Below are 12,613 nucleotides of genomic sequence, written 5' to 3'. Positions count from 1 at the left end.
CCTAAGATTAGCTGGCGTGGGCGGTTTGCATGCCTTCATCGGCAAACTGTGCGGCTATCTCAACAAACTGATGTTCACATGCTAGAAATGCGTCAACCACAGCAGGGTCAAAATGGCTTCCTTTGCCCTGCAAGATGATCTCCTTGGCCTTTTCATGACTAAACGCGGGTTTATAAACCCGTTTTGAGATCAAGGCATCGTACACATCAGCCAGTGCCATTAAGCGGCCTGACAGCGGAATTTTTTCCCCCGCCAACCCGAGTGGGTAACCAGAACCATCCCATTTCTCATGATGCGTTGCGGCAATTTCTTGAGCAAAACGTAAGAAGGCAATGCCTTCAACGCTTTTCTCTGTCATCGACAACGCATCCGCACCTAACTGAGCATGTGTCTTCATGATGACAAATTCTTCGTCAGTCAGTTTGCCCGGCTTGAGCAAAATGGCGTCCGGAATGCCCACCTTTCCTACATCATGAAGAGGTGCTGATTTGTAGAGCAGATCAATCGTGTCGTCACTGAGGTAGGCCGCATATTTGCTTTGTCTACGCAATGTGTAAGCCAGTGCGCGAACATAGTTTTGCGTACGCAGAATATGGGCACCAGTTTCGTTGTCTCGCACTTCTGCCAAAGTAGAAAGTCCAATAATGGTGGCATCTCGAGTGCGGTTTATCTCGTCGTAACTGGTGTGTAGATCAATCAGCATTTTGTTTGTGTAATACGCAATAACGCCTAATTCTCCTGCGTGGTTTGAAGGCAGCCTTTGCTCTAATTGCCCGTCAGCTGCGAGCACCATGACGTGGGTTTGACGTTCCAATTGCTGATGAATCAAACGCGTCGCGTTTTTTGAAATGACGGCGATATAACCCAAAACCACGAGTGCAACAAAGACAAACTCTTTAAGAATGCTATCAATGTCGGCAATGGCAGGTTTGTGTTCAGTATGCTCAACCAGCCAAAGTAAATCTTTAGTGACAACCAGCCCAAGCAGCACCGTTACCATCACGACCAAAAACATGGCGCCCAAACCAATTTGGCCAGCTAATGGGGTGAACTTTTGTGGCGCATTGTTTTCGTTGGTTGAGGTGGCAGACTTGTAGCGTGCATTATCAATGGCTAAATCTAGGCTGATCACGATTCCCAGTAAAGTCATACCCAGCGCCACTTTGAGATTACTGTCTAAAGGAAAACCATAAAGCGTGCCATACCATGTCGCGAAGCCAACACCAGCGAGCGTGAAAATGGCCACGTTGGTCAGCAAGCTCACCTCTGCGTGATATACCGCACGAAGCATCAAACGGACAAAAAAGAGCAGAATAAACACGGTGGCGGATTGAATAAGCAAAACCGCCGTCGGTAACGAATCGATGAATGGGCAAACTTTTGCACCATATAAAGTAAAAACAATGACCGCGACAATGTAGTGAATAGCAGCTCTTTTTGGGGGCTGCTCAAATGAAGTTTCAGTCATGTCCGCTTTCTCTCTCTCTGTTTTCAATGGTGCAGGTGAGTGCCCAATCTGTCTTTATTAGCGTTTAACACCGCACTGCATCGTTGTTCTTCCCGCCAATAACTCTGTCACTAATACATGAAAATGAAACGGTGCATTGCCAGCCAGCATTTGTTGCTCGGGTTTCACAAGGGCATCTTTTGTTAGTGTGCCAAAGGTGCTGAAAACGTCTGAGGATGATTGGCCTGTCACCGCAACACCAAGCTTTGCGCATACGGTGAGATTATTCATTAGTGATAAGCGCATTGTATTTTCGTTAGTATCACTGACATCCAATACGGCAAAGTAATCACCATCTCGCAGCCAGATTTCTCCGTTGTGAATGATGAGTTTTTCTCCATCATTCATGTCCGTCCAAGGATCTTCAAATCCCAAGGTTTCTAGCACGTCTTTCATATTTTGAGGCGCAGGATAATGCAATTGCTGTGCGCTTATCGTAGGCACAATAAATAGCGGCCAGATCGCAAAACTAACCGCCATTAGCCATGAAAGATAGAGACGTTTTGTTACGTTTATAGCCAATACGCACCACGTATATTTCATATCGCTGAATAGTGTAAGTGTAGACATCTGCTTCATAAACTTTATAAAACTATAAAAATGAATCAGATGTTTCTCTTATGTTCTGAGTCACAAAAGCCAATAAAAGGCGCATTAGTAGTTCTTCGTCTTTGTGTTAAAGATGAGTAAAACCTTTAAATTACAAGGTGAAAGATGAACTTTATTTGTTGAAAATTGGCACTGTCCACATTGAATTTAACTGAACTCTTGCCTATACCTAACTATGAGAGAAAGTGTTTTTGTTGAATACCAAGAGTAATTGGTGTGTAAGTTTTTCCGACATTTTGGCGAAAATGATCATTTACGCGTGAAGAACGCGAGCATTGAACATCATCTAAGTGTATTTCCGGCGAGGGATATTAATGAATACAAACTCAGCACCAGCGAAAAAGCCGCCGGCACGACCGAGAGAACGCGTGATCATGGGACTTCAAGCCATGGACTTCATTCAGCATGGCACTGAAGCATCGCTTGAAATTGTAACCCCATTGGGACAACACCTTAATTTTAAATCAAATTTTATTGGTTTTGATGATCAGCAGCATATCTTTTTCACCATGCCGAGACTCACCAAAAAAGATTATGAAGAATTCTTCATGGAAGGATTCAATGTAGACATTGAGGGGATCTCTGAGCAGGGGGAAGGTGCGTTAATACGTTTTAGAACGCGCATCGCGCATGTCGTTTTACGACCTATTCAAGTGCTCGTTTTTCCTGTACCTCAGCAGGCAAAATTGGTTCTACTCAGAAATGAAGTTCGTTATGAGCTGCGGTTACCCGGTGACATTCAACTGTCGAATCGTAAGTTGGGCGTGATATTGACAGACGTATCGTCTGGGGGTTGTGGCTTTAGTTATGACGCCATATCTCCCGAATTTGATGTTGGCCAAAAGATTGTTCTCGAGGTTGTTAACAAGGCGAATGGCGATACCTACGCATTGAGTGGTGGCGTGAAAAATGGTCGAACCAAACGCGGTAAACAAACATACGGGATGATATTTGATGAACCCGGTAAGGCAAATTGCCGACGACTCCTTTCGACCTTGATTTACGACGGCACCAAATACGTGTTCAAAAATCCTAAAAAAGATGCTGGTCCAGGTGCAAGCTAACCGCTAAAAACTCACCATAGAAGGTGATTAAAAGACAGCAGAAAGCACCGAACACTCACGGTGCTTTTTTTATGGAATTCGCAAACAAGTTGGCGATTAAAATAGGAGATACATGCTTTGAATCAAATATTTAATAAAAGATGTCTCATTTCTGATTACACGCTAGATCTTGTCTAAACTTAGCAAAGACCCTAATAAATCAGATATATCCATGACTGACTTAAATGTTGATAACCACTTTGTGACCGCTGCTGTTGTGGCTGCTGAATTGTATAAAGCACGTGAGATTGCTAACGATATATCGTTGACGGCTAGCAATGCCCGCGCACTTGCTTTACGTGCAGGTCAAGGTGCAGCTGGTTTTCGTGCTATTACAGATTTCATTGATCAGCTTGCTGACACAACGGTTAAAACATCAGATGTCATCAACCTAAAAGCGGTCACCATTAGTCGTTTGGCAACAGTTGCTGTACGCAGCGAGCGAACCATCGACCGATTTATGCAGGCGGCGACAATAAGCCGAGAGTCAGAATTTGTTCAAAGCATTATCGATCCTATCGAACAGATGAAAGCGGAACACGCAAAAGTGCTTCGTCATTTTCACCGAGAAGTCGCTCAGTTGTCAGAGCTACTTGAAAGCCTTGCTCGTGAAATCAAAACCGCGTCTGTTCTGTCCGCCATGTCGCGTGTTGAGGCATCGCAGTCAGGCAAGAAGTTTGAAGAGGGGCTCAATGTGGTTGCAGACAATGTCTCCACAGCAGCAGAGCGCATCCAGGTTCACATTATGCTTTCTCAATCGCTTTGCCGCGAATTGTCAGACGACTACTACTAGACATAGGCAGTGTGAACCCCATTTACAACGGCAACCATGTCCCGGAGACAGGCTGAAATGATCACAAAAGAAATTTACTCTGGCGAAACGCATCAATGGTTTATGTTTGGTCGGGATCCGTCTAAACCTGAAAAAATCATTGATACCAACCAGTACATGATCCGCACACCGAAGAGTGCCTTGTTGATGGATCCCGGTGGTATGGAGATATTCTCTGCCATGCTCGCGTCTGTGGTGAAACAAGTGCCAATCACACAAATCCATCATTTGTTCGCGTCTCATCAGGACCCCGATATTATTTCCTCTCTCGGGTTATGGGATACGGCTTTGCTCGACACTAAATTGCATGCACCTTGGTTGTGGGAAGGGTTTATTCGTCATTTTGGTATGCAGAACATTGAGTACGCACCGATTGCTGACGAAGGGGGGCGTTTGGTTATCAATGGTGTGGAAGTTCAGTTCATTCCCGCGCATTATCTTCATGCATCAGGCAATTATCATGTTTATGATCCGGTTGCGAAAATCCTCATGAGTGGTGATGTTGGTGCAGCTTTGGAAGATGACGATGCGCCACTTGAAGTGGAAGATTTCGAAGAGCATATTCCGAAAATGCACGGATTTCACCAGCGCTGGATGCCGTCGAATGAAGCAAAAAATGATTGGATACGACGCGTGCGTTTGTTAGATATTGATATGATGTGCCCGCAGCATGGACGTGTTTTCACGGGTGACAATGTGGGTAAATTTCTAGATTGGTTTGAAGATCTTAATGTAGGTATCGCTATCAAGTAGCGATCAAGGGATCATATCTTTAAACTAGCAAAGAGTGCATTGTGCACTCTTTTCTGTTTTATTCACGTCTCTATTTTGTATTTATTCTCTAAAAACAAGCAACAGATTAAGGGCTTCACCCGCATCGACTTGATGGTTAATGGTGTCATCGAAGAAGTGATTAAATTCGGCCAATCTTGGATCATCGCTATTGATATGATGAAATCCCATACTCCAGTTTTTGAATTGTCTGTCTGGAATGGTTTTGCGCATTAACTCAACCACGGAATAATGGCGGTGATCTTTACAGATAACCTTAAAAAGTGGTTCGAGTACTTCTTCTTCGCCCTCTATCACTTGAATGAAATCACCGTCCTTGTACAGAAGCATGCCTGTTACGTTGTGTTGCTCATTGTTTTTGCGGATGGCCGCCAACATATTGGAGAGTTCCAGATCAGTGAAAGGGTGCTCTGCACTGCTAATATAAATAATCTGCTTTAACGTATTACTCATCGCCATCTCCGCAATTCACGCATCTAACAATTCTTTCTTATAAGTATGTATTAAAAATGAAAAAATGCATGACTGTTGGCGACTAAGTAGAGGGTTCAATGTAAAGCACTTTACTTGTGATGTCGTGCGCATTAAGAAAGTTAAGCCAGCGGATTTGATGTGGCTGTAATTTGTCACCCGGACCTTTAATTTCCACAAACTGGCAACAACCATCCTTCACCATAAACAAGTCAGGATGTCCGGAGCGGTTGGATTTCGTATCAAATAGCATTCGATTCAAACAGGCAATGATCTGGTCACATGCCAGTGTCGAACAGGCCGCTTCAACTAAGCTTCTATCAACCATACCCCAGTGTACCCATTCGTTTGCTATACCTTCTTTCTCATCGTAAATATCCAGTACTGAATAACTGCCGTTGGTAAAATCGGTGATCCTCTCATCGATCAATGTTTTTCTTTGGTTTGCAAACTCAGGGGAATACATGTCTCTCGGAGAGCGCTGAAAGGGATTCAAAAATGCGCCTTTAATAGGGGCGAAGATGATATCCCAGAACACCAGACCAAATAGGGCATTGAGCACGGCATTTTCGCAGAACCAGACTTTCCAGCCTTGAGATTCAAATTCATTCGCCGCAAGTCGTTCAACGCGCCCTTCAAGGGTGAGTGAAAGCGTCTCTATTGCATATTGCCTGGTAGCTAAGGGCTGAATGTGAAAAGGCAAACTAAGAGGGGAAACTTTCTTGGCGAGCTGTCGAGCAAGGCGGTCAGCAACGTCTTTTTCATCTTCGTTGATGGGGTGTTCGAGCATCGAGGCGACAGCCTGACTGGCTGAATGACAGTCTTCCTGTTTGATAGCCATGCGGGCGAGTCGTTCGCGAGCTGGAGGTAAGCCTGATTGTGTAAATAAGAAAGTGGCGGTTGAAAAATCGCCGGTGCGTTCAGCATCCCGTGCCAAACGATTGGCAAGCCTGTCCCATTTTTGGGCCAAAGGCGGCCAAGATGGCTTCTTTGGCAGCGAGTTGATCAGCGCTAGCGCTGAATGAATGTCTTTTTTTTCGCTGTATTGCCAGTAGTCATCATTGAGTGTCGATAAAAATAGCCAATCTTCTACTTGGTCTCTGGAGTTGAACAGTCTGTCGGCATAAAGAAGTGGTACGCTCTCGAAGCGGTAAATACCTAAGTCACTTAAAACAAATTGGCTGAGGTCTTGTCGAGAGTTGCCAAAGTACAACAACAGAAAAATAGGCAGCACATCGTGAGACATACATAAGCAGTCTGTGTTCAGTGGCGGGATATTATCGTCTTCCGTTAGTAATCCCAAAATGGTGGCGACTAATTCGCTTTTCTTAGCGGATGCTTTGAGTGAATGCGCGGAGAAGTGCTCCAGCAATTCTGGCTTGGTCATCAGGTCCGCAGCGATGACAAAGGGAGGCGTGCGAGTCACGGTGATAACACCGTGCTTGGCGAGGTCGTGAATAGCGCTGTCAATGTCGTCGACTTCTTCGTAGTGCAGTTTGTCGCGCCGAAACCAGCAGCCTTTGCGCGACAATAAACGCACAGTGAGCAGCTTGGCATCCAAGGGAAGCGAAGAAAAGGTAAACAGCCACCGTTGCTCCGTTTGGGTCAGCAAATCGCCATAACGGGTAGATACGACATCGATAATGGAAAGGAAATTATCGAGATAGTAGCGAGGTGACAAAACGGGTTGGGCAGCGTATTGGCGATGCATAAAGGAATGTTCGATCTAATTCGACTGAGCTGATTATGGCAGGCGATGGGTGCAGTATTCAATTGAATGTGGTTTGTTTGATTTTGAAAGAGGTTTGTTTTTTTTGATATTTTTACGTTTAATCATGGGGTTATTTATCCTTCTTGCGTTCAATGTGTTAGCGAACACATCGGTAAATGCAATTAACAGTACGCTACCCATAAAGGCGGCAGATTGTTTGATTGTTGATGGTGACGGCAATATTTTGATGATCGATGAGGCAATCAGTGGGAAATACTCCATTCCCGGAGGCTCTATCATCGGCGATGAAACACCGCAGATGGGCGCAACAAGAGAAGTGTTTGAAGAAACCGGGCTGCATGTCGATATTGGCGACATGATCGCGCGTACGTACAATTCAGCCATCTTTGCTTGTACCTTGAAAACACCCACTCCCTATTTTATTGATGAAAATAGTCGACGTGTACTGATGGCTTGGTCTGCGCCCCATTTTGGTAAAGAAGTCACCCGAGTTTTGCTGCTACCCAATACGCCAGCCGTTCGAAGTCACTATCGATTTCCTGAGCACAAATGGATGTTTCCTCAATGGGTACCTTTAGTGACCCCAAGTGATTTCGTGTTCTCCCCGGGAGAGCCTGAAGATTTGACACCGTTTTATCGCAGTCAATTGAGTGCACTTCAGTCTTTCCAGGATTATCGATCGGGGAGTCGCTCCTTCACGCGTTTCACGAATGCCATTGTTGCTGCGGGCAGCTTGATTACACCGCTCTTCTTTCTCTTATCTTTGGTGTTTATTCGATCTTATCACGGTCATCGCGCGACACTGATCTATGGTGCGGGTTTATTCGCTGTCTCTGTATTTACTTTGCTAATGACCACGATTATCGAAGTGCCTCGCCCTTACTTTATCGATCCAGTCTTTGGTGAACATGACACGTTGGGGTATACGTTGCCTGGCAGCATGGTGGCATTAACCACCTTTTTGTTTAGCTGGCTATTGCTGACTTGGGAGAAAGAAAAACATTCGCGTGGAAGAAGAGGACTCGCATTGTTAGGCGTCGTGTCAGTCTTGTTATTGAGTGGCAAGGTCCTGATTCAGGGCGAGCACTATCCGTCGGATGTGTTGGTTGGATTTTCCATTGGCCTTGGTGCGAGCTTTGCGCTGCGCCAGCTTAGAAACTGGCGATTTGCTAACAGAACGAGAGTGTTAACGTCGGCCAGATTTTGGTTGCTCTCGTTTGTGTTTGCCGCTGTTTTGGGCTTATGGATTCATAAACCACACATCATTTATCTGTCTGCAATTTGTTTGGGTACATATTGCTCATTACTTTGCTTAAAGATCTATCCGATTTATGTTTCTGCGGTTAGACGTCATGCGAAGGCGACATTTTTCGTTATGGCGTCGGTGGGTGTGCTGGTGTTGATACTCATGGATAACATCATGACGGCGAAATACGCGGTTAATGAAGTTATCGTTGCATTGAACTGTGCGACAGGTTGGGCCATCGCGGTTTGGATTTTGGTGGTGACGCCAAGAGTTTTCCGTCAAGTCATGCGTTAAAAACTCGCGAGAAGAAAACGGCACGTCTTTTCAGCCGCTAAGTTGTGTGTTTTCAGCCGCTTTTCCTCTGGTGAGGGTTGCATTTCCACTTTGATGCACCTCACACCTGAGGTAAAGTGATGGTCATCGAATTCAACGCAATCTGCCAGCAACCGTAAGGAACCACGGTGTATTTACTGGCCTCAGGGAGCATGATGTTACCAGCACTTACCCACCAGCATATTCTTGAACCAGTTGTTGGGCGCTATCTTGATGCGCTCAAAAAGAATGGCTTTCAAGGTGATGTAGAAACCTTCTACGCAAGCCGACTCGCGGTTGCAACAGATAATTCCGTTTATCAGTTACTGCCTCAAGCGGTTGTTTTTCCAACGTCTATTCAAGATTTATCTTTGATTGGTTCGCTGTGCAAGGACGACGAATTTAACGACATTCGTTTTTCAGCGCGCGGGGGTGGTACGGGTACAAATGGTCAGTCGCTGACACAACACCTTGTCGTTGATATGTCTCGCCATATGCGGGAAATCCTCGAAATCAACGTTGATGAAGGCTGGGTACGCGTACAGGCGGGTGTGATTAAAGATGCGCTCAATGATGCCCTGCGACCCCATGGATTCTTCTTCTCTCCTGATCTTTCTACCAGTAATCGCGCCACTGTCGGCGGTATGATTAATACCGATGCTTCAGGTCAAGGTTCTCTGCGTTATGGCAAAACTTCCGACCATGTTCTCGGGCTTACCGCGGTGTTGGTTGACGGTTCTATCCTGGACACTAGCAGGCTTTCAATCGATGCAATTGCGTCCAGTGGTCGAGAGGATTTTGCAGGCCATGCGTTAAGAACCGTCTCGGAAATTTGTCGTTCAAAACGTGCAGACATTGATGCTAAGTTCCCGCCGTTGAACCGTTTCCTGACGGGGTATGATCTCAAAAATGCCTTTGAGCCAGAAAACGACACGTTCGATATCGGCCGTGTACTTTGCGGCGCAGAAGGCTCGCTGGCCTTTATTGCAGAAGCCAAACTAAACATCACCCCAATCCCGAAAGCGCGCACTCTGGTCAACGTGAAGTACGACAGCTTCGACTCTGCGCTGAGAAGCGCACCAGTGATGGTTGAAGCGAATGCCTTGTCGGTAGAAACCGTTGATTCTCGCGTCTTGAACCTTGCTCGCGAAGATATTGTCTGGAACACAGTAAAAGAACTGCTGACTGATGTACCTGGCAAAGTGATGCAAGGCATTAATATTGTCGAGTTCGCCGGCAATGATATTGAAGAGATTGCTGCCCAAGTTGCTGCGCTAACAGAACGCTTAGATGTGTTTGTTCAGACGGGCGAGCAAGGCGTGATTGGTTATCAGGTTTGTGATGATTTGGCTTCTATTAATCGCATCTACAATATGCGCAAAAAAGCCGTTGGTTTACTGGGTGCAACGAAAGGTGCAGCCAAACCTGTCGCGTTTGCCGAAGATACCTGCGTTCCTCCTGAAAACCTTGCCGATTACATTGTTGAGTTCCGTGCTCTGCTCGATAGTTATCATCTGGATTACGGCATGTTTGGTCACGTTGACGCGGGTGTACTGCATGTCCGTCCTGCGCTTGATCTGTGTGACCCTGAACAAGAACGCTTGATGAAGACGATTTCCGATCAAGTGGTCGCGCTGGTGGCGAAATATGGCGGCCTGATGTGGGGTGAACACGGCAAAGGTTTCCGTTCAGAATATGGGCCTGAATTTTTCGGCGACGATCTGTTTAACGAACTGCGCAAAGTCAAAGCGGCGTTTGATCCCGACAACCGAATGAACCCAGGTAAAATTTGTACCCCGTATGACAGCACTGACACCTTAGTCAAAGTTGAAGGCCCGAAACGCGGTGCGCTCGATCGCCAAATCCCTGTCGTAACCCGTGATAGCTTCCGTCAAGCAATGGAATGTAACGGTAATGGGCTTTGCTTTAACTACGACACCAGTTCGCCAATGTGTCCGTCGATGAAAATCACCTATGACCGTCGCCACTCGCCAAAAGGCCGTGCAGGCATTGTGCGTGAATGGCTGCGACTTCTGGCCGAACAGGGTGTTGACCCATTGGTGATGGAAAAAGAGTTAAGCGAAAAAACGCCATCAGTACGTCAAATTGTCGCTCGCTTCAAAAACACCTGGCTAGCAAAAAAAGACGATTACGACTTCTCGCACGAAGTGATGGAAGCGATGAACGGGTGTTTGGCGTGTAAAGCCTGTGCGACGCAATGTCCGATAAAAGTGGATGTGCCAAGTTTCCGCTCTCGCTTTATCAATCTGTATTACAGCCGTTATCAACGCCCAGCCAAAGACTACTTGGTCGCAAACATCGAATCTATGTTGCCTTGGATGGCGAAGGCGCCAGTGATTGTAAACACGTTTACCCAACCAAAATGGGCGCAGGCTGTAACCAAAAAAGTGGTGGGTTATGTCGATGCGCCTGCTTTGTCAGTGCCTACGCTGATGGAATCTTTGGATGGTCACCATGCCACCAAGTTTGATTTGCAATGGTTGCAGGCATTGAGCGATGAAGAGCGTTCGCGTTATGTACTTATTGTTCAAGACCCATTTACCACGTTCTATGAAGCGGATGTGATCCGTGACTTGGTGAGCTTGGTTGAGAAGCTAGGTAAAAAGCCGATGCTGTTGCCATTCAAACCTAACGGCAAAGCACAGCATATCAAGGGATTCCTGAAGAAGTTTGCCAAAACCGCGTCGAATACGTCTGAGTTTCTTAATCAGGTAGCAGGGCTTTCTATCCCAATGGTGGGCGTTGATCCTGCTCTTGTGCTTTGTTATCGCGATGAATACAACGAAGTGCTCGGTGACAAGCGTGGTGATTTTTCAGTGCTGACAGCCCATGAGTGGCTGTTGGATGAAATCACACATCTGCCAGCAAAAGAACATGCCGACAATGACGCGTGGTATTTGCTGGCCCACTGTACCGAAAAAACCAAACTGCCGAATGCAGAAGCAGAATGGGGACGTATTTTTGCGCACTTTGGCGGTAAGTTAGAAGCAGTACCAGTGGGTTGTTGCGGCATGGCTGGCACCTATGGGCATGAGTCGGATAAGCTAGAAAATTCTAAGGGCATTTATGATTTAAGCTGGAAGCCTCGTCTTGAGTCATTACCGCATTCACGCTGCATGGCGACAGGCTATTCGTGCCGAAGTCAGGTGAAACGATTTGAACACAAAAAGCTGTTTCATCCCGTGCAGGTGCTGTTAAAGCTCGTTTAAATCGTCATAACTTAAGTCATCATAACGATTGATAATCGAAGGGAGCATTGCTCCCTTTTTTTCGGCTGTGTTTTGAACAATAGTGAGCACGTCTTAATAGTTGGGCGAGGCTTATCCTTCCAACTGATAGTCTTAGCAATAACAATTTCCTCTCTAGGAAAGGAGTTGCTATGAGTAAGCTTCAGCCACACATCACGTTTCATGGTGTTTGCCGCGATGCATTGTCGTTTTATGAGGATGCTTGGAACGGAAAAATCACCACATTGACCACGTTCAATGACTCTCCGGTTGAATTCCCGTCGCATATTCTAAGTCGAATTATGCATGCCGAATTCGTTTCACCAGAAATTCGCTTTCTCGCATCGGATGGGTTGGATGACTCATTGGCCCAAGGATCAGGCGATGTAGCGTTTCATGTGTCGTTTGACGATGAAAGGCGACAGAGCGAAGTGTTTCTGTCTCTGTCAGAGATGGGGCAAATTATCATGCCACTGGATTATACCTTCTGGGATGTGCGGTTTGGCATCATCATCGACAAATATGGTGTTCGGTGGATGTTGAGTTGCCCTGCAGACAGCAGCGATTTTCCAACATAATTGCAGATAACAGATAACAGATAACAGATAACAGAAGCCCCAGTCTCGCTGGGGCTTCTGTTTTATCTCGATGTGTCCATTTTTATATCGAGCAGAATATTAAAGATTCATGGTTTAATCTTCGTTAGGGCTAAGCCAGCGATAAACAACACCTGCAATCACAGCGCCAATCATCGGTGCGAC

Annotated in this window: 10 protein-coding genes; 6 read left to right on the top strand and 4 right to left on the bottom strand. The window is 46.0% G+C overall.

All coding sequences use genetic code 11. From position 1 onward, the window contains the following. Positions 1-7: 7 nt before the first annotated feature. The gene (locus ACED36_RS21225) at positions 8-1,468 is read right to left on the bottom strand and encodes an HD-GYP domain-containing protein (protein ID WP_016961423.1); all 1,461 of its coding nucleotides are present in this window, start codon (positions 1,466-1,468) and stop codon (positions 8-10) included. Positions 1,469-1,525: 57 nt separating this feature from the next. After that, positions 1,526-2,077 carry a hypothetical protein gene (locus ACED36_RS21220; protein ID WP_241819184.1) on the bottom strand — a complete coding sequence of 184 codons (552 nt, stop codon included), beginning with the start codon at positions 2,075-2,077 and terminating at the stop codon, positions 1,526-1,528. Between the two features lie 353 nt (positions 2,078-2,430). Between ACED36_RS21220 and ACED36_RS21215 the strand changes: the two genes are divergently transcribed. The 3 genes from ACED36_RS21215 (at position 2,431) to ACED36_RS21205 (ending at position 4,804) form a co-directional block, all read left to right on the top strand. Beyond that, the gene (locus ACED36_RS21215) at positions 2,431-3,180 is read left to right on the top strand and encodes a flagellar brake protein (RefSeq protein WP_017004082.1); all 750 of its coding nucleotides are present in this window, start codon (positions 2,431-2,433) and stop codon (positions 3,178-3,180) included. A gap of 211 nt (positions 3,181-3,391) precedes the next feature. Next, positions 3,392-4,012, top strand: a complete 621-nt coding sequence (locus tag ACED36_RS21210; protein WP_016961427.1) for a hypothetical protein — start codon at positions 3,392-3,394, stop codon at positions 4,010-4,012. 57 nt (positions 4,013-4,069) lie between these two features. Next, positions 4,070-4,804 (top strand): MBL fold metallo-hydrolase, encoded by a 735-nt coding sequence (locus ACED36_RS21205; RefSeq protein WP_016961428.1) that lies wholly within the window; start codon positions 4,070-4,072, stop codon positions 4,802-4,804. An 81-nt stretch (positions 4,805-4,885) separates the two neighbouring features. Here the strand turns inward: ACED36_RS21205 and ACED36_RS21200 are convergent, their stop codons facing one another. Next, positions 4,886-5,296 (bottom strand): BLUF domain-containing protein, encoded by a 411-nt coding sequence (locus tag ACED36_RS21200; protein WP_016961429.1) that lies wholly within the window; start codon positions 5,294-5,296, stop codon positions 4,886-4,888. Positions 5,297-5,378: 82 nt separating this feature from the next. Next, a complete protein-coding gene (locus tag ACED36_RS21195) occupies positions 5,379-7,025 on the bottom strand; it encodes a VRR-NUC domain-containing protein (RefSeq protein ID WP_371733786.1) in 1,647 nt (548 codons plus the stop codon). Between the two features lie 124 nt (positions 7,026-7,149). Between ACED36_RS21195 and ACED36_RS21190 the strand changes: the two genes are divergently transcribed. The 3 genes from ACED36_RS21190 (at position 7,150) to ACED36_RS21180 (ending at position 12,430) form a co-directional block, all read left to right on the top strand. Further along, positions 7,150-8,586 (top strand): phosphatase PAP2 family protein, encoded by a 1,437-nt coding sequence (locus tag ACED36_RS21190; RefSeq protein WP_371733785.1) that lies wholly within the window; start codon positions 7,150-7,152, stop codon positions 8,584-8,586. Between the two features lie 194 nt (positions 8,587-8,780). Then, positions 8,781-11,834, top strand: a complete 3,054-nt coding sequence (locus tag ACED36_RS21185; RefSeq protein ID WP_371733784.1) for an FAD-binding and (Fe-S)-binding domain-containing protein — start codon at positions 8,781-8,783, stop codon at positions 11,832-11,834. Positions 11,835-12,004: 170 nt separating this feature from the next. Continuing rightward, entirely contained in the window at positions 12,005-12,430 is a 426-nt protein-coding gene (locus ACED36_RS21180) for a VOC family protein (RefSeq protein WP_016961434.1), read from the top strand. The last annotated feature ends 183 nt before the right edge of the window (positions 12,431-12,613 follow it).

It is taken from the genome of Enterovibrio sp. FF113 (assembly GCF_041439165.1).
Classification (GTDB): Bacteria; Pseudomonadota; Gammaproteobacteria; order Enterobacterales; family Vibrionaceae; genus Enterovibrio; species Enterovibrio norvegicus_A.
The sequence above is the reverse complement of the archived record's forward strand: the minus strand, read 5'-3'. Positions and strand labels throughout refer to the sequence as shown.

Bases quoted from the DNA above. Each gene is read 5' to 3' on its own strand.
- ACED36_RS21195 (WP_371733786.1), bottom strand. From the start codon at position 7,025: ATGCATCGCCAATACGCTGCCCAACCCGTTTTGTCACCTCGCTACTAT.
- ACED36_RS21180 (WP_016961434.1), top strand. From the start codon at position 12,005: ATGAGTAAGCTTCAGCCACACATCACGTTTCATGGTGTTTGCCGCGAT.
- ACED36_RS21205 (WP_016961428.1), top strand. From the start codon at position 4,070: ATGATCACAAAAGAAATTTACTCTGGCGAAACGCATCAATGGTTTATG.
- ACED36_RS21220 (WP_241819184.1), bottom strand. From the start codon at position 2,077: ATGTCTACACTTACACTATTCAGCGATATGAAATATACGTGGTGCGTA.
- ACED36_RS21185 (WP_371733784.1), top strand. From the start codon at position 8,781: ATGTTACCAGCACTTACCCACCAGCATATTCTTGAACCAGTTGTTGGG.
- ACED36_RS21210 (WP_016961427.1), top strand. From the start codon at position 3,392: ATGACTGACTTAAATGTTGATAACCACTTTGTGACCGCTGCTGTTGTG.
- ACED36_RS21200 (WP_016961429.1), bottom strand. From the start codon at position 5,296: ATGAGTAATACGTTAAAGCAGATTATTTATATTAGCAGTGCAGAGCAC.
- ACED36_RS21225 (WP_016961423.1), bottom strand. From the start codon at position 1,468: ATGACTGAAACTTCATTTGAGCAGCCCCCAAAAAGAGCTGCTATTCAC.
- ACED36_RS21190 (WP_371733785.1), top strand. From the start codon at position 7,150: ATGGGGTTATTTATCCTTCTTGCGTTCAATGTGTTAGCGAACACATCG.
- ACED36_RS21215 (WP_017004082.1), top strand. From the start codon at position 2,431: ATGAATACAAACTCAGCACCAGCGAAAAAGCCGCCGGCACGACCGAGA.